A 17582-nucleotide genomic window follows, 5' to 3' on the forward strand; every position below is an offset into this window, starting at 1 on the left:
GTCAGCCGATCATCTGCGCGGTCTGTTGCAGGCTGCGCCGTGCCTCGGCCCGGATCCAGCTGCGGAATTTCTGCACGGCCGGCTTGGACCGCTTGGCCTTGGGATAGACCAGGTAATAGCGCCAAGGCGAGGCGACGGGCAGGTTGTGCAGGGCCACAAGCTGCCCGTTCTGGATTTCTTCGGACACCATGAAGGGCGGCATCAGGATCGCGCCAAGGCCGGTCTTGGCCGCCTCGATCCCCATCTGATACTGTTCGAACCGCATGCCGCGCGTCGGGTTCGGATGTTCGATGCCGACCTCGCGGAACCACTCGCGCCAGGCGGTGGGGCGATGCAGGTGCTGGATCAGCGGCAGGTCCAGCAGCAGCCGGGCTTGCGGCACCGTGCCCCGCAGCAGCGCCGGCGCGCAGAATGGGATCAGCACCTCGTCCATCAGCATCTCGCTGAGGCAGCCCGCCCAGACCTCGTTGCCGTAATGGATCGCCGCGTCGATCGAACTGCCCTCGAAATCGAAATGGCCGATCTGCGCGGTGATCGAGACCTCGATGGCCGGGTTCTGGGCGATGAACCGGCCGATGCGCGGCGCCAGCCAGCGCCCGCCGAGGCTGGGCAGGGTGGCGATGGTCAACTGGTCCGCCGCTTCGGCATAGGTCGACAGCCGCAGCGTCGCGGCGCCCAACTCGCTGAGGATCGAGGTGATCTCGTCGTAATAGACGCTGCCCGGCTCGGTCAGCACCAGCCCGTGGCCCGTGCGCTCGAAAAGCTGGGTGCCGGCCATGTCCTCGATGCTGCGTACGGCGCGGCTGATGCCGCTTTGCGTGATGTCCAGCTCATCTGCCGCGCGCGAGAAACTGCGGAACTGCGCCGCCATGACAAAGGCACGCAGCGCGCTGACCGAGGGCAGGTCGCCCTCGCGCTCGACGGCGTCGCGGGGGGCGGGATTCGGGGTCTTCATGCCGGCCTCATGATTTTCAGTCATGGGATTACAACTGCCGCCCGATTGTCAATCCACCCGGTCGCGCCGCAGTCTGGCCGCAGAGAAGGAACCATGAAAAAGCCCATGAATCCCGCAGAAACCCCGCCGATCATCGATGCGCATCACCATCTTTGGGATCTCGATGCGCATGACTATCCCTGGCTGCGGCCGGGCACGCCCAGCATCGTCGGCGACACCGGCGCGATCCGCCGCAACTATCTGGCCGGCGATTTCCTGGCCGACAGTGCCGGGCTGAACCTGATCGGCACGGTGCATCTGGATGGCGGATTCGATCCGCGCGACCCGGTGGGCGAGACGCGCTTCGCCGATGCGGCGCATCGGGCGCATGGCTTTCCGAACGCCATCGTCGGCGCGGTCGATCTGGCGTCGCCCGAGGCGCCGGCGCTGATCGAGGCGCATCAGGCGGCCTCGCCCCTGTTCCGCGGCGTGCGGCAGATCCTGGCCTGGCACCAGAACCCGCGCCTCAGCTACGGCGTGCGCTGCGACCTGATGGACGATCCCGCCTGGCGGCGCGGCTTCGCCCTGCTGGGGCCGGCGGGCCTGTCCTTTGACCTGCAGGTCTTTCCCGGCCAGATGCGCGATGCCGCCCGGTTGGCGCGCGACTTCCCGGATACGCAGATCGTGCTGAACCAGGCGGGCATGCCCGACGGGCTGATCGACGGCGATCTGCGGGCCTGGCGTGCCGGCATGGCACGGCTGGCGGAACTGCCTAATGTCAGTGTCAAGGTGTCGGGCCTGGCGATGCTGAAGCCGGACTGGACGCTGACCGAGTTGCGGCATGTCATGGATGTGACGGTCGGGGCCTTCGGCGCGGATCGGGTCATGCTGGGTTCGAACTTTCCGGTCGACCGGCTGTTTCGCAGTTATCGCACGATCTTCGACGGCTATCTCGCCGTGACGCGCGGCTATTCGGTCGCCGAGCGCATGGCGATCCTTTCGGGCACGGCGGTGCGGATCTATCGCCCGGCGGCCCTGTCCCCCCTGCATGAACGGAACCTCACGGCATGACCACGACCCTTTTGAAGAACGCCAGCATCCTCGATGTCGATGCCGGCAGCCTGTCCGCGACCTGCGACGTGCTGATCGCCGAGGGGCGCATCGCCGAGGTCGGCAGCCGCGCCAGGACGGCCGAGCGGGTGATCGACCTGAAGGGCCGGACGCTGATGCCCGGGCTGTGCGACGCGCATGTCCATGTCATCGTGCCGATGAACAGCTTCGCGCTGCTGACGAAATGGTCGCCCTTCTATACCGCGATCCGGGCCATGCCGATTCTGCGGGACATGCTGATGCGCGGCTTTACCACCGTGCGCGATGCGGGCGGCGCCGATTTTGGCCTGGCGCGCGCGGTCGAGGAGGACCTGATCCCCAGTCCGCGCATCCTCTATTCCGGCAAGGCGCTGTCGCAATCGGGCGGCCATGGCGACATGCGGGGCCCGGGCGAGACCGCTTATGACGACCATTACTATGTCCCCAGCCTTGGCCGCATCTGCAACGGCGTGGCCGAGGTCCGGGCGGCGGCGCGGGACGAGATCCGGCGCGGCGCGCATCAGGTCAAGTTGATGGTCGGCGGCGGCATCGCCTCCTATACCGACCCGATCCATTACGTCCAGTTCTCGCGCGAGGAGATCCGCGCGGCGGTTGAGGAGGCCGAGAACGCCTCGACCTATGTCATGGCGCATGCCTATACCAACCGCTGCATCCGGCATGCGGTGGAATGCGGCGTGCGCTCGATCGAGCACGGCAATTTCCTGGACGACGAGACCGCGGCACTGATGCGCGAGTGCGGGGCCTATCTGGTGCCGACGCTCTCGGCCTATACCACCATGTGGGAGGAAGGCTTGCAGGTCGGCATGCCGGCCGAGCTTCACGCCAAGATCAGGCCGGTGCTGGACGCCGGGCCGCGGCAACTGGAAATCGCCGCCCGGCATGGCGTGCCCATGGTCTATGGCACCGACCTGATCGGGCCGCTGCACCGCCATCAGTTGCTGGAGTTCCGCATTCGCGGCGAAGTGCTGCCTGCGGCCGAGGTAATCCGGCAGGCGACCTGCAACGCCGCGGCGCTGTTCAACATGCAGGACCAGATCGGCCGGGTGAAGGAGGGGCTGCGCGCCGACCTGATTGCGCTGCAAGGCAATCCGCTGGAGGATCTGGATTTGTTGCAGGCGCCCGAGAACCTGTCGCTGATCATGAAGGACGGCCGCATCTATCGCGAGGCGGCGTGAGTGGCCGCTAGGGCCGTGGCCGGCTGCGGGGCAGTGCGACGGCGATACCGCCCATGAGGATCAGCCCGATCCCCAGCAGCGCCGGCGCATCGGGATATTGCCCCAGCACCACCATGCCCAGGATGGTCGCATAGACCAGGATGCTGTAGCGGAAGGGCGAGACGAAGCCGCTTCCCCCCGTCGCGGTGGCCAGTGCCAGGAAGACATAACCAACGGCTATGGCCGTCGCCGCCAGTACCAGCAGCCCGACCTGCACGGGCTCCGGCGCGACCGCTCCGCCGGTTGCCAACGCGCCCAATCCGAAAAGGCTGGTGCAGACCGCGCTCAGCAGCGCCAGGCAGATGGGCGAGGGCATCAGGCTGCCCCGCATCAGCAGGTCGCGTGCGACCGAACACAGGACCGCGACGACGACCGCCAGCGCATGCGGGTCGAGCATGGCACCGTCGGGCCGGATCACCAACAGCACGCCGGCAAAGCCCAGGGCGGTGCCGATCCAGCCGCTGCGCGGGATCGCCTCGCGCAGCAGGGCGGCGCTGGCCAGCATGAACACGATGGGGGTCATCTGGTAGATCGCGGCTGCGTTGGCCAGCGACAGGCCGGTTAGTGCATGGACATAGCTGATCGTGGCGCCGGTATCCAGCAATGCGCGCAGCATTGCCCGGCCCGTGAGGCTGGCGCGGATCTGCCAGATCTCGCGGCGCAGCGCCAGCAATCCCAGCAAGAGCAGCACGGCCATGGCCGACCTGATGGCCAGGATCATCGCGGCGGGGAGGTGCGCGGCGACCAACTTGACCATCAGGTCGTTCAGCCCGTAACCGGCCATCGCCAGCAGCATGAAGCCGGCGCCGCGCCAGTTGTCGGACCTTGCAGTCGGCATCAGCGCAGCGGGGAAAACGGCGCCGGTGCCAGGATGCGGACGGTCTGGACCTCTATCATGCCCTTGATCGCCGCCAGATAGGCCGGCCAGTCTGGATCGCCCAACATGGCTGCCCGCCGCGCGCTGCGCTGCGCGTAATCGTCATGGCGCCACATCGAGACGACATGGTTCAACTCGCCGATATCGGTGGTGAAGAAGCCCACCGGCTCGCCCAGATGCTTGCGCTGCACCGGCAGGCCGAGCGTTTCATAAGCCTGCAGGAAAGGCCCGGTCATGCCTTGCACGATGCGATAGTCGCGTTCCTCGAGGATCATCGCATCACCAGATCGAGGCGCCGCCATCCACGGTCAGCATGGTGCCGACGGCGAAGCGGGCGCGGTCCGAGGCCAGCCAGACGATGGCCGAGGCGATGTCGTCGGGCTCGCCCCAGCTGTTCGAGGGCGCGCGGGCGCGCAGCCCTGCCTTGAACGCCTCGGGATCGGGAACCTGTGTCAGCATCTTGTTGTAATAGTTGGACCAGATCACGCCCGGCGCCACCGAGTTCACGCGGATGTTGTCCGCTGCGAAGTCCAGCGCCATGGCGCGGGTCAGCGAGGCGACGCCGCCCTTGGCCGCGACATAGGCGGCGCGGTCCCGGATCGCCATCGCCATGGCGATGTTCGAGGCGGTGTTGACGATGGCGCCGCCGCCGCGCTTGCGCAGCTCCGGCACGGCATATTTGCTGCACAGGTAGACGCCTGTCAGGTTCACGTCGATGATGCTGCGCCAATCGTTCTCGTCCTGGGTCTCGACGGTGCCCAGCGAGCCGCGCCCGGCATTGTTCACCAGAACGTCCAGCCCGCCGAACTCGGCTACGGTGAAATCGACCATGGCCTTGCAAGCCTCGGCCTTGGAGACGTCGACGGTGAAGGCACGGGCGTTCTCGCCCAGCTCGGCCGCGACCTGTTCGGCAGCATCGCCCAGATAGTCGGCGACCACGACCCTGGCGCCTTCCTCGATAAACAGCTTCGCCGTGGCGGCGCCGATGCCGGCGCCGGCGCCGGTGATCAGGACAACCTTGTCCTTGAGATGCATATCCATGGTTCAAACCTCCAGAGAGCTGAAATGACGCAACACCGCCTGTTCGACGCTGAGCGCCGCAAGCCAGGAGGTTTTCGGGTTTTCGGGCAGCGGCTTGTTGTTCAGCAGGATGTGGAAGCTGCCGAAGGCGCCTTTGGCTTCCAGTTCATGCGTGTTGCCGGATGCGGCGGGATCGGCGATCAGCCGCACTCTGGTGCCCTTGAAACCAAGCCCCGCCAAAGCCACGGCGGCTGTGACGTTGGTATTCTTGGGGTAGTCGCGGGCGGCCTCGACGGCATCGCCCTCGTAGAAGACGGTCGCCTCCTTGAGGTTCGGCAGGTCCAGAAGCCGTTCTGCCGGCGTGCCCTTCCATGCTGTGGGAGGTTTCCTGCCGATATAGGCGACGCTGTCGAGCCCGGCGAGCTTGGCCGAGCGCAACACGTCGAGCCCGCCAATGGCACCCGAGACCGCGATGGCGCGCGCACGGCCCGTCTTGGCCGCCGCCTCGATCCGCGCCACGGTTCCGGCATCGCCAAGCGCGCCGATCGAGACGATCACCACGTCTATACCCGCTTCCAGAAGCTGCGGCACGGTTTCGCGCACGGCCGCATGCGTGGCGCATTCGATGACCAGATCGGGCCTGGCCGCGATCAGGTCGTCGACGCTGTTCCAGCGCCGCATCCCCGCGGGGGCGTCGGTCGGCAGGTGCTCGGGCAACAGGAAGCCGCCCAGGCGCAGGCCGCTGCCGCCCTTTTCCAGCGACGCGGCAAGGCTGCGCGCCATGGCGCCGAAACCGATCGAAACGATGAGCGGAGAGGTCATATGTCGATCTCCTTGAGAAAACCGGCCAGCAGCGCCGCGTAGGGCGCCGGATAGGCCCTGGGAAAGAAATGCCCGCCCGGAAGCGAGGCAAGCCGCGCGCCCGGTATCGCCGCCGCCAGCCGCTCCGACGAGGCGAAGGGGATCAGCGCGTCGTCGCTGCCGCCTATCACCAGCGTCGGCGCGGTGATCCGGCCCAGCCGGTCGAATACATCATGCTCCATCAGCATGCGGATGCGGGCGGCCTGCACCGCGATCGGTTGCAGGCGGGCCTCGGCCTGCTCAAGCTCGGCGTCCAGCGCGGCGCGATTGGCCTCGATCCAGCCGGCGTCATGGCCGAGTGCCTGGGTCAGCTTGTGATAGGCGATCGGCCCGGCCTGTTCCAGCAGCGCCAGCCGGGCCTGGAACAGCCGGGTGAAACGGGTATCCACCCGTTCCCATGTGCCGCTGAGCACGAGGCCGGCGACGCGCTCGGGCGCCTCGACCGCCAGGGTCTGCGCGATCATACCGCCGGTCGAATGTCCGACGACATGAGCACGCGGGATATGCAGATCGTCCAGCACGCCCAGAACGTCCCGCATGATGCGAGGGATGGAATAGCCGCCCGTGGGCCGATCGCTGGCGCCGGCGCCGCGATGGTCGATGCGGATCAACCGGTAATCGTTTTCAAGTGTGGAGGCGACCCCTTGCCAGAATCCGGCCTCGCCGCCCAGGCCCGGAATCAGCAGGCAAGGGGGGCCGTTGCCGTCCAGCTGGCAATGGATGCGGCAGCCGTCATCGGCGACATGGACCGGCATCGGGTTTACTCCGGCCGGCGCTGGTCGGTGGGCTGCGGTGCGAAGGCGGTGCGGCGCTCGATCTCCAGCACGTTGTCGGGGCGGGGGAAGGGCGTCGGATCGGGCTCTCCGGGGATCACCGGCCGGCCGACCTCTTCGAAGAACACCTCCAGCCCGTTGGGCTGGATGAACCACAACCAATGCAGCTCGGCATCGGAGTTGTTGATGAACATGTGGCGGCGGTTCCTGCCGACAAAGATCGTCACGCCCGGCTCGATCGTATATTCGACGCCGTCCACCACGGCCTTGCCGGTGCCGCGGATGAAATGAAGTGCTTCGTCATGTTCGGGGTGCGAATGCTCGCGCACATAGCCGCCGGGCGGCAGGGTTTGGGTGCCGATGCTGAACGGGCTTTGGATATCGACGAATTCCGGCGCGATGCGGACCGAGATATTGCCGTTGGCGGGCACGGGCTGGTAGAAATTCTTGCCCTCTTGCGGGCCGAGAACCAGCACCTGGCCCAGGTTGTTTTCGGGATCGGCGGCCCATTCGGGTTTTTTCGGCGGGATCATGCTGCATCTCCTTCGGGGCGGTAATAAGGGGCTTCCGAGCGCGGCAGAGGCTGCTTGCCCAGCACGACGTCGGACAGTTTCTCGGCCATCATGATGACGGGCGCATTCAGGTTGCCGCTGACGATTTCCGGCATGATCGAGGCATCGACCACGCGCAGGTTGTCGAACCCATGCACCCGCGCCTGGGCATCGACCACGGAGTTGTCGTCATTGCCCATGCGGGCCGAGCAGCTGGGGTGATAGTTCGTCCCAGCCTCCTGGCGTAGGAACTCCATGATCTGCTCATCTGTCTGGAGTTGCTTGCCGGGCGTGACTTCTTCGCCGCGATAGGGGGCCCAGGCCGGCTGCGAGACGACATGCCGGATGGCGCGCACGGCGTCGATGGCGTCGCGGCGGTCCTCCTCATGCGCGAAATAGTTGAACACGAAGCGCGGCGCGGACAGCGGGTTGGCGTCGCGCAGCCACACCCGGCCCTCGCTTTTCGGCCGCATCAGGCTGAAGAAATACTGGAAGCCGTTCTCCAACTTGACGCTGCCGTGCTGCATCTCGCCCAGCATGGGGACAAATTCAAATTGCACGTTCGGCACGGCGATTTCCGGCCGGGTGCGCATGAAGACGCCGACCTCGAAGAAATTCGTGGCGCCGAGGCCCTTCTTGGCCAGCAGCCATTGCAGGCCCAGCTTGAGCTTGCCGAAGTTGTTCAGGTGCCGGGCGGCCGAGACGTTCTGCGTGGCGCGATACTGCACCGGCGCGGCGACATGGTCCTTAAGCCCTGCGCCCACGCCCGGCATGTCGGCCAGCACCTCGATGCCGACGCTGCGCAGCATGTCAGCCGGGCCGATGCCGGAAAGCTGCAAGAGTTGCGGCGAGTTCAGCGCGCCGGCGCAAAGGATGATCTCGCCGTCGATCTCGACCGACTGCCGCTCGCCATTGACGAGGATGTCGGCACGGGTCGCCCGCCTGTTCGAGAAATTGATCTTCAGCAGTCGGCCGCCCACCACCACGTCCAAGTTGGGCTGGTTGCCGCGGGCGTGGATATAGCCTTGCGAACTGCTCCAGCGGATGCCCTTGCCGACATTGCGCTGAGTGATGTGCACGCCCTCCTGACGATAGGCATTGTGATCCTCGACATGCCGCATGCCGGCCTGCTTGGCGGATTGGATGAAGGCGTCGTAGAGTGGGCCTTCGGCCTTGCAGGTCTCCACCAGCATCGGGCCCTTGTCGCCGCGATAGTCGTTGGCGCCCTTGTCGAAGCTTTCGGCGCGGCGGAAATAGGGCAGGATCTCGGCATAGGACCAGCCCTCCAGCCCCATCGCCGCCCAGTTGTCGTAATCCCAGGGATTGCCGCGCACCCAGTTCATGCCGTTGATCGAGGATGAGCCGCCCAGAACCTTGCCGCGCGCTTCAAGGATGGTGCGGCCGTTCAGGCCCGGCTCGGGCTCGGATTCGAAGCGCCAGTTGAAACGGTCGCTGCCCAGCGGCAGCCCCAGGGCGGCGGGCATGCGGATGTGGATATGCTGGTCCGAGGGGCCGGCCTCGAGCAGCAGGACGCGGTTCTTGCCGTCCTCGGCCAGGCGGGCGGCCATGACGCTGCCCGCAGAGCCGGAACCGATGACGACGTAATCGTATTTCTTGCGCTTCGGGGCGCGCAGAAGCGTGGCCATGAGGCGGTCCTTTTACCAGGTGTCGTTCAGGCGGTAGCCGGTGGGGAATGGATCGCTGGGATCCAGCACGTGCTGGTGAAATCCGGTGATCCAGGCCGTGCCCGTGATGGCGGGGCGGATCGCGGGCAACACGCCGACCTTGGTGGTGGCGGTGACGGTGCCGGTGAACTCCGTGCCGATGATGCTTTGATGGATGAAAGTCTCGCCTTCGGCGATCTGGCCGCGGGCATGCAGGACCGCCAGCCGGGCGCTGGTTCCGGTGCCGCAGGGCGAGCGGTCAAGCCGCCCGGGCGAGACGATCACACCGTTCTTCGAGACCTTGCCGCGTTCGGTTTCCAACAGCGGGCCGGCGAAGAGCGTCTGGTTGATGGTGTGGATGCCGGGGTTTTCCGGATGGATGGCGGGAAGCTGTTCGGCGGCGGCTGCCTTGATGCGCTCGCCGATCTCGACCATGTGCCGGGCCTCCTCGGGCTTGATCTCGAAGCCGACCGCCGCGGCATCGACCAGCACATAGATCATCCCCCCATAGGCGACATCCACCGTCAGCCTGCCGAGGTTCGGCACCTCGATAGCCTGATCGAGGCCAAAGACGAACGAGGGCACATTGTCGAAGGTGACGCTTTCGACCTTGCCGTCGCGGCATTTCGCGGTGACGGGGACCAGACCAGCGGGTGCCTCCAGCACGATGCGGGTCTCGGGCTCGGTCATCGGCACCATGCCCGTTTCCAGCGCCACGGTCGCGGTGCAGATCGTGTTCGTGCCCGACATCGGCACATAGTAGTCCGATTCCATGATGACGAAGCCGAAATCCGCCTTGGGATCGTTCGAGGGCAGGATCAGGTTCATGCACAGGCTGACCTTGCCGCGCGGGTCGTTGAGCAGAAACAGGCGCAGGTCGTCGCCCTTGTCCTGCAACCATGTCATCTTCTCGAACATGGTCCGGCCGGGCACGTTCAGCACGCCGCCGGTGATAACGTCGTTGGGTTCTCCGGCGGCGTGGGCGCTGACGACATTGACCATTCGCCTGAAACGCATGGCGAGCCTCCCGTTCAGATAGTTTGTAAACGTTTTCCGTATCTGACGGAGCGACCCCCTTCCTGTCAAGAGGAATTATGCCGTCGTGCGGGGCCGAGCGACGGATCGGCGCAGGATCACCTCGGTCTCAAAGCGCCGGCTACCCAGCGGAGCGCCGGTTTCCAGACGCGCAATCATGGCCTTGGCGGCGGCGCGGCCGATCTTTTCCGAAGGAACCGCAACCGTCGTCAGGGACGGGTCGAACAGCGCCGCATAGTCGATGTCGTCGAAACCTGTCAGCGATAGATGCTCGGGAACTGTGATACCCAGGCGGCGGGCCTCGACCATGACGCTGAAGGCGATCACGCAACGATTGCAGATCAGCGCTGTGGTCTCGGGGTGGTTTTCCATGATTCGCCGCAGGGCGGCGCCGCCATCCGCCATGTCGAAATCCATGTGGGTGAATTCGATCACCGGTTCCTGGCCCAGCTCGGCATTGATGTCGCGAAAAGCGCGGATGCGCGACTGCTGCCGGTCGTTGCCCTTGTCCGAGCCGCTGATCATGGCGATACGGCTATGGCCCAGGGTGTGCAGCATTTCGACCAGTTGCCGGGTGGCCAGGTAGTTGTCGAAGCCGATCGTCGGCACTTCGGACTTTTCGAAATAGGAATAGGCCGACAGCAGTGGCAGTTGATGGGCGCGGCAATAGTCCAGCAGACGTTGGTCGTCGATCCGACCAAAGATGATCAACCCCTCGGTGCCGTGCTCGATCAGCCGCTTCGCGCGGTCGAACAGGTTCGAGTTGTCGAAGCCCGAGGTTTGCACGAATCCCAGGTAACCGTTTTCTTCCAGCGTTTCCTGAATGGCGCTGGCCACGGCCGAGAACAGCGGGTCGGCAAGCCGTGGCAGCATGGTGCTAATGATCTGGGTGCGCTGGCGGCGCAGCGCCTTGCCTACCGAATCCGCCATGTAATCCATTGAATCTGCAGCAGCCACCACGCGCTCGCGCAGCTCCTTTCGCACCGAATCGGGGGAATTGAGCGCGCGCGACACCGTGGCGATGGAAACCCCTGCCGCCTTGGCGACATCATGGATCGTCGGGCGGATCCGGCGCGCCTGGATTGCCTGGGATTTGGGCTTGGCCAAGAGTTTTTCTCCTGTTTGCTGCAAGTTTTCTGAATCACCTGTCCCTATCTCGGACCCGAAATGACATGGATTGGCAAGTTTTTCTTGACATGGGCGTATGTTAAGAACAGTAAACGTTTACAAATCACGATAAGAAACAACCACGACCACGCCCACAGGAGGTTGCACCATGACTCGATTCCAGTCCCGTTCCGACTTTACCCGCCGGCACATGCTCAAGACGCTGACGGCCCTGACGGCTGCCTTTGCGGCCGCGCCGCGCGGCGCCTTTGCGCAATCCGGGGCGGCGCTCAACATTCTCAACAGCAATACCGCATGGGCGGAGGCTCTGACCGCATCGGTCGCCGATGCCTATGACAGCGCCCGGATCACCGGCGAGGCCAATCCCTATGAGGCACATTACGAAAAGCTGCTGATCGAGCTTAGCCAGGGTTCCTCGACCTTCGACCTGTTCACCACCGACAATCTCTGGATCCGCCAACCGATCCGCAACGGCTGGGCTGCGCCGCTGGACGAGATCCGGGCGGGCAACGCCGAACTGCCCGAACTGCAACTGCACAACTTCGCACCCGCCTCGCTGACCTATACCGAGTACGAGGGAAAACGCTGGGGCTTGCCGCTGGTGATGACCACGCCGGTCTTCGTCTATCGCAAGGATCTGCTGGAAGCGGCCGGCATCGAGGTGCCGAAGAACTGGGACGATTATCGCGAGGCGGCGGCGAAGCTGCATTCCTCGGATGTCGCGGGCAACGTGTTGCTGCTGGGAGGCCAGGACGCGCACATGAGCGGTGACTGGGGGTCGCGCCTGATGGGCATGACCAAGATCGCCCCCAATGACGACGGCGTGCTGGACGAAGCCAACAAGCCGGTTTTCAACAGCGAAGGGCAGGGGGCCCGCGCCATCGAGCGGCTGCGCGAGGTGCTGCCCTATACCCCGAACGGGGTCGAGGGGCTGGACTATGCCGAGGGCTCGTCGTTGATGCAGCAGGGCCGCGCCGCCATGATGATCACCTGGTCGGACGTGATCGTCGGCATCGAGGATGGGCCGATGAAGGGCCGTTTCGGCTATACCGTCGCCCCGACCGAGCGATATGAGCAGCAGATGGTTGGTGGCTGGTCGATCATGGCCAACGCAGCCTCCGGGCAACTCGAGGATGCCTATCGCTTCCTCGCCTGGATGAGCGAGGGCAAGGCCTATGAGTTGTTCCGCGAGGGCGGGGAATCCTCGCTTTGCCTGCAGCGCGACATCGACAACCCCCAGACGGTCGAGGCGATTCCCATGTTGCAAGCCTTCCACGACTTCGAGACCCGCGGCACCGCGCCGATCTCGATCCCGCCCTATCGGTTGCAGAACGCCGTCGAGGTGCAGCGCGTGCTTTACGAAGAGATCCTGGCGGGCGTGAACGGCCGCAAGACCCCCGAACAGGCGATGGCGGATGCCGAATCGCGCCTGGCGCGGGTCATTCGCTGATCCGTCTGGGCGGGGCGCGTCCACCACGGCGCCCCGCCGCTTTACGCGAAGGGACCAACCATGGCTCGTTCAGACACCAAGACCGCCGACAAGGCGCAGCGCCCGGGAGAGGGGCGGATCGCGATGCTCCTGCTGGCGCCGACGATGATCGTCATGACCGTCGTCGGGCTCTATCCGCTTCTGCATTCGCTCTACATCTCGCTGACGAACTACAACCCGACCTTCGGCGGCGGCTCCAGCCTGGTCTGGTTCGAGAATTACGCCCGCGCCTTCTCGGATCCGCAGTTCTGGAACGCGGTCGGGTTGACGCTGATCTTCACCGCTGTCAGCGTGACGGCTTCGCTGGTGCTGGCGGTGGCGCTGTCGGTGCTGTTCAACCAGCGCCATCCGGGTTTCGTCGTGTTGCGCACCATCATCCTGGTGCCGATGCTGATCACCCCCATCGCGGTCGGCATCACGTGGCGCGTGATGATGATGCCGGACCTGGGCGTGCTGAACTATCTGCTGGGGCTGATCGGCATTCCGCCGCAGCTCTGGGCCAGCAATGCCTCGACGGCGCTGCTGTCGGTGATCCTCGTCGATATCTGGCAATGGACGCCCTTCATGTTCCTGATCGTCTTTGCCGGCATCTCCTCGCTGCCGAAAAGCCCGTTCGAGGCAGCGGCCATCGACGGCGCCTCGCCGCTGCGCGCCTTCTTCTCGATCACCCTGCCGATGCTGAAGCCGGTGATCGTGATCGCGACGTTGCTGCGCATCGTCGATGCGTTCCGCACTTATGACACCGTCTACATCATCACCCGCGGCGGTCCCGATTTCGCGACCGACCTGGTCAGCGTCTATCTGCAACGGGTGAATTTCCGCTTCTTCGATCTCGGCTACGGCTCGGCGCTGTCCTGGCTGACGCTGATCATCGTTTTGCTTGTCGTCCTGATCTTTGTCCGCCTGACCGGCTTCATGAAGCTGGTGGCCGACAAGGAAAACCGCTGAGGAGGGCCGGACATGGCATCGCAAAAACCGCTGCTGTCCCGTGCGATCAAACTGGCCGCCGCCTATGCGCTGGCCTTGATCGCCACGGCGTTCTTCGCCTTCCCGGTATTCTGGATGTCGAGTTCCTCTTTCAAGAGCGAACTCGACATCTCGCAATATCCGCCGGTCTGGAGCTTCGCTCCGACATTCGAAAACTACGCCAAGCTGGCCAGCGAGCTTGACGCCTTCGATGCCTTCGTCAACAGCGCGGTGATCGTCGGGCTGGCCACCACGCTGGCGATGGTCTGCGGCACCATGGCGGCCTATGCGCTGGCGCGCTTCGACGTGAAAGGCAAGGAGGTCATCGCCTTCGAGGTGCTGTCGATCCGCATGCTGCCGCCCATCGTCAGCGTCATCCCGATGTTCATCATCGCTCGCGCGCTGGGAATCTTCGACACCTACTGGCTGCTTGCCGCCGCCTATGGCCTTGCGGGTCTGCCCTTCGTGGTCTGGGTGATGCGCGTCTTCATCCAGGACATCCCGCAATCCATCGAGGAGGCCGCGATGATCGACGGCTGCTCGCGGTTCCAGACCTTCTGGCGGGTCACCCTGCCGCTGCTGCTGCCGGGGCTGGCCGCCACGATGGTCATCGTCTTCATGTTCGCCTGGAACGAGTTCCTGCTGGCCTCGATGCTGACCTCGCAGAACGCCAAGACCCTGCCGGTGATCGCCGCCAACGCGATCAAGCCCAAGGCCATCGCCTGGGGGCTCGCCTCAGCGGCGGGGGTGGTGATGTCGCTGCCGGTCGTCGTGCTCGTCCTGATGATGCAACGCTATCTTGTCCGCGGCCTGACGCTTGGCGCGGTGAAAGGCTGATCCCATGGCTATCCAGATCAACAACGTCTACAAGCGTTTCGGCAGCCTGACGGTTGTCAACGGTGTCTCGGTCGATATCGCGGATGGCGAGTTCTTCGTCATGCTCGGCCCTTCGGGCTGCGGCAAGACCACCACCCTGCGCATGGTCGCGGGGCTGGAAACCGCCAGCGAGGGCCAGATCTTCATCGACGGCCGCGACATGACCCATGCCGAGCCGCGCCACCGCGACATCGCCATGGCCTTTCAGGATTACGGCCTCTATCCCAACATGACGGTGTTCCAGAACATCGAGTTTCCTCTGAAGATCCGCAAGCTCGCTCCCGCCGAGCGGCGCAGGAAGGTCGAGGAGACGGCGGGCCGCCTGGGCATTTCCGACTATCTCGGCCGCAAGCCGGCGCAGATGTCGGGTGGCCAGCGCCAGCGGGTGTCGCTGGCGCGCGCGCTGGTGCGCAATCCCAAGGTGTTCCTGATGGACGAGCCGCTGTCGAACCTCGACGCCAAGCTGCGCGCGGTGATGCGGACCGAGATCAAGAAGCTGGTCACCGACCTGGGCATCACCACCATCTATGTCACCCATGACCAGATCGAGGCCATGTCGATGGCCGACCGCATCGCCGTCATGCGCAAGGGCGACATGGTGCAGGTGGCGCCGCCGCTTCAGGTCTACGACCGTCCGGCGACCTGTTTCGTCGCGGATTTCATCGGCTCGCCGCCGATGAACCTGTTCAAGGCCGAGCTGGCCAACAATGGCCGCGTCGTCTGCCAGGTACAGGGCTTCGGCGACGCATTGGACGATGGCGAGCGCGACCGTGCCCGCGCCATGGCCGACCGTCACGGCCATTTCGCCGTCGGAATCCGCCCCGAACATCTGCAATGCGTCGCTGCCGGCACGCCCGGCTCGGTCGAGGGCATCGTCGAGCTGGTCGAGCCGCTGGGTCAGACCACCAACATCTATCTGCTGTCGGGCGACACGAAATATGTCGTGGTGACCGACCGCACCACCCTCCGCGCCGGAGACACGATCGGGGTCATCGCCCCGGGCGACAAGGTCCGCGCGGTGGGTCTTGATCGCTGAACGCATAAGGAAGGATTCACGATGACCGTTCGCAGCTATGTCCATTTCATCGACGGGGCCGAGCGTCCCGGCGCCTCGGGCGAGACGATCCGCCGCCATTCGCCCGCCCATGGGGCGGCGCTGGCCGATTTCGCCGCCGGCACGGCCGAGGATCTGGACGCGGCCGTCCGCGCCGCGCGCGAGGCTTTCGAGCATGGCCCCTGGCGCCAGATGCCCGCCACGCAGAAAGCGGCCATCCTGAACGCCTGGGGCGACCTGATCGCCGCAGACCTGGAGCGGCTGGCGGTCATCGAGGCCGAGGAATCCGGCAAGCCGATCCGTTTCGCCCGCGGTGAGATCGAGCATTCCGTATCCATGCTGCGCTATGCCGCCGCGCTTGGCATGCAGCTGCACGGCGAGGCGTTCGAGAATGTCGGCCCGCAGGCGCTGGGTCTGGTCAGCCGCGAGCCGCGCGGCGTGGTCGGTATGATCGTACCCTGGAACTTCCCTATGGTCACGCTGTTCCAGAAGCTGCCCTATGCGCTGGCGGCAGGTTGCTCGGTGGTGGTCAAGCCGTCCGAACTGACCTCGGGCACCGCGCTGGAGGTGGCGAAACTGGCCATTCGCGCGGGGCTGCCGAAGGGTGTCTACAACGTCGTGACCGGCACCGGCGGCGCGGTGGGCGAGGCGATGACCCGCCACCCCGAGGTGGACATGATCTCCTTCACCGGCTCCACCAAGGTGGGCAAGGCCATTGCCCGCACCTGTGCCGACAGCGTCAAGCGCGTCGCGCTGGAACTGGGCGGCAAGGCTGCGAACGTCGTCTTTGCCGATGCCGATCTGGATGCGGCCGTCGATGGCGTGCTGTTCGGCTATGTCCTGAACCAGGGCGAGGAATGCGTCTGCGGTGCCCGCCTGCTGATCGAGGAATCCGTGGCCGATGCGTTCGTCTCGCGCCTTGTCGAGCGCACCCGCAAGATCCGCACCGGCCTGCCGCTGGACGAGGATGCCGACCAGGCTGCGATGATTCACGAGGCGCAGTTCGACCAGGTGATGGATTACCTGGAAATCGGCAAGGCCGAGGGTGCGACCGTGGCCGTCGGTGGTGGCCGTGCGGAGGAAGGCGCGCTGGCCAAGGGCTACTTCGTCATGCCGACGATCTTCACCGATGTGTCGCCGGACATGCGTATCTTCCGCGAGGAGATCTTCGGCCCGGTGCTGACCGTGACCACATTCAAAACGGTGGACGAGGCGGTGACGCTGGCCAACGACACGGTCTATGGCCTCGGCAACGGGCTCTGGACCAAGGATCTGGACAAGGCGATCCTGGTTGCGCGCCGACTGCGCTCGGGCACGGTTTTCGTGAATACCTTCCTGGAAACCTCGGTGCAGATGCCCTTCGGCGGCTTCAAGCAATCGGGCATCGGACGCGAGAACGGCATCGACGGGTTGCTGGAATATACCGAGGTCAAGTCGACCTTCATCAAGCTGGGCGAGCGTAATGCGGTCTTGCCCCATACGGTATGACCACTCGGGAGATATGGCATCTGAGCCGATTGGCCAAGCGTCCTCGCAGCACCGTTGCGGGGCGCCTTCTACAATATGAGAGGAGGCATAGCCATCGCCATCCCTGATTCCACTTCCATACGTGTCAAGCACGATTCGATCGGGAGCAGGGAAGTTCCCGCACCCGCATGCTGGGAGTGTCCATACCCTGCGCGCGGCCGAGAGCTTGCCGGTTGCCGGTGAGACGCTCTCGGTCACGTCCGACCCGATCGTCGCGATGGCCGCGATCAAGGAGACAGCGGCCCATGCGAACTGCGACTTCGGCTTGCCGGACCCGACTTGGCCGATGCAATTCTTGCTGCCTGCCGCAATATCCGGGCCGGCGCGCTGCATAACCAGTCTGTCGTCAACCTTATCCAGGGCAGCGCCGCTGGGCGCATTCCCCTGCATGGGAGCCATGACATGACGGCCATCATCGACATATTCGCGCGCGAGATACTGGACAGCCGGGGCAACCCGACGGTCGAGGTCGATGTGACGCTTGAGGACGGCACCATGGGCCG

General features: G+C 65.2%; 18 protein-coding genes. 8 read left to right on the forward strand and 10 right to left on the reverse strand.

Features of this window, described 5'->3' with window-relative positions; translation table 11 throughout:
• Position 1: 1 nt before the first annotated feature.
• A complete protein-coding gene (locus BLT64_RS22435; protein ID WP_011747366.1) occupies positions 2-955 on the reverse strand; it encodes a LysR family transcriptional regulator in 954 nt (317 codons plus the stop codon).
• 93 nt (positions 956-1048) lie between these two features.
• Here BLT64_RS22435 and BLT64_RS22440 point away from each other — a divergent pair, with 93 nt between their 5' ends.
• Together BLT64_RS22440 and BLT64_RS22445 are read left to right on the forward strand one after the other, a co-directional pair.
• Complete coding sequence (locus BLT64_RS22440; RefSeq protein WP_011747367.1) at positions 1049-2005, forward strand: amidohydrolase family protein; 957 nt, start codon at positions 1049-1051, stop codon at positions 2003-2005.
• A complete protein-coding gene (locus BLT64_RS22445) occupies positions 2002-3219 on the forward strand; it encodes a metal-dependent hydrolase family protein (protein WP_011747368.1) in 1218 nt (405 codons plus the stop codon). The genes BLT64_RS22440 and BLT64_RS22445 overlap by 4 nt, the downstream gene beginning before the upstream one ends.
• Before the next feature lie 7 nt (positions 3220-3226).
• Here the strand turns inward: BLT64_RS22445 and BLT64_RS22450 are convergent, their stop codons facing one another.
• From BLT64_RS22450 to BLT64_RS22490, 9 genes are all read right to left on the reverse strand, one after another.
• Positions 3227-4096: a DMT family transporter gene (locus tag BLT64_RS22450; RefSeq protein WP_011747369.1), complete on the reverse strand. Its 870-nt coding sequence runs from the start codon at positions 4094-4096 to the stop codon at positions 3227-3229.
• Positions 4096-4410, reverse strand: coding sequence for an NIPSNAP family protein (locus BLT64_RS22455; protein ID WP_011747370.1), 315 nt, complete (start codon positions 4408-4410; stop codon positions 4096-4098). Before BLT64_RS22455 ends, BLT64_RS22450 begins: the two co-directional genes overlap by 1 nt.
• 4 nt (positions 4411-4414) lie before the next feature.
• Entirely contained in the window at positions 4415-5176 is a 762-nt protein-coding gene (locus BLT64_RS22460) for an SDR family oxidoreductase (protein WP_011747371.1), read from the reverse strand.
• Positions 5177-5179: 3 nt separating this feature from the next.
• Complete coding sequence (locus tag BLT64_RS22465; RefSeq protein ID WP_011747372.1) at positions 5180-5977, reverse strand: aspartate dehydrogenase; 798 nt, start codon at positions 5975-5977, stop codon at positions 5180-5182.
• Entirely contained in the window at positions 5974-6771 is a 798-nt protein-coding gene (locus BLT64_RS22470) for an alpha/beta fold hydrolase (RefSeq protein ID WP_011747373.1), read from the reverse strand. The genes BLT64_RS22465 and BLT64_RS22470 overlap by 4 nt, the downstream gene beginning before the upstream one ends.
• Positions 6772-6776: 5 nt before the next feature.
• A complete protein-coding gene (locus tag BLT64_RS22475) occupies positions 6777-7322 on the reverse strand; it encodes a cupin domain-containing protein (protein ID WP_011747374.1) in 546 nt (181 codons plus the stop codon).
• Entirely contained in the window at positions 7319-8986 is a 1668-nt protein-coding gene (locus BLT64_RS22480) for a choline dehydrogenase (RefSeq protein ID WP_011747375.1), read from the reverse strand. The genes BLT64_RS22475 and BLT64_RS22480 overlap by 4 nt, the downstream gene beginning before the upstream one ends.
• Before the next feature lie 12 nt (positions 8987-8998).
• Positions 8999-10021 (reverse strand): proline racemase family protein, encoded by a 1023-nt coding sequence (locus BLT64_RS22485; protein WP_011747376.1) that lies wholly within the window; start codon positions 10019-10021, stop codon positions 8999-9001.
• A 75-nt stretch (positions 10022-10096) separates the two neighbouring features.
• Positions 10097-11146, reverse strand: coding sequence for a substrate-binding domain-containing protein (locus BLT64_RS22490; RefSeq protein ID WP_041529807.1), 1050 nt, complete (start codon positions 11144-11146; stop codon positions 10097-10099).
• A 169-nt stretch (positions 11147-11315) separates the two neighbouring features.
• On the opposite strand from BLT64_RS22490, the gene BLT64_RS22495 reads away from it, so the two are divergent.
• From BLT64_RS22495 to BLT64_RS22520, 6 genes are all read left to right on the forward strand, one after another.
• Entirely contained in the window at positions 11316-12617 is a 1302-nt protein-coding gene (locus BLT64_RS22495; RefSeq protein ID WP_011747378.1) for an ABC transporter substrate-binding protein, read from the forward strand.
• Between the two features lie 60 nt (positions 12618-12677).
• On the forward strand, positions 12678-13604 hold the full coding sequence (locus tag BLT64_RS22500) for a carbohydrate ABC transporter permease (protein WP_011747379.1): 927 nt from the start codon (positions 12678-12680) through the stop codon (positions 13602-13604).
• A 12-nt stretch (positions 13605-13616) separates the two neighbouring features.
• On the forward strand, positions 13617-14459 hold the full coding sequence (locus tag BLT64_RS22505) for a carbohydrate ABC transporter permease (protein WP_011747380.1): 843 nt from the start codon (positions 13617-13619) through the stop codon (positions 14457-14459).
• A gap of 4 nt (positions 14460-14463) precedes the next feature.
• A complete protein-coding gene (locus BLT64_RS22510) occupies positions 14464-15534 on the forward strand; it encodes an ABC transporter ATP-binding protein (protein ID WP_011747381.1) in 1071 nt (356 codons plus the stop codon).
• 21 nt (positions 15535-15555) lie between these two features.
• Positions 15556-17040 (forward strand): aldehyde dehydrogenase family protein, encoded by a 1485-nt coding sequence (locus BLT64_RS22515; protein ID WP_011747382.1) that lies wholly within the window; start codon positions 15556-15558, stop codon positions 17038-17040.
• Positions 17041-17481: 441 nt separating this feature from the next.
• Positions 17482-17582, forward strand: a 101-nt coding sequence (locus tag BLT64_RS22520; RefSeq protein WP_437438265.1) for a hypothetical protein, incomplete at its 3' end; no start/stop codon positions are given.

Source organism: Paracoccus denitrificans (genome assembly GCF_900100045.1).
Classification (GTDB): Bacteria; Pseudomonadota; Alphaproteobacteria; order Rhodobacterales; family Rhodobacteraceae; genus Paracoccus; species Paracoccus denitrificans.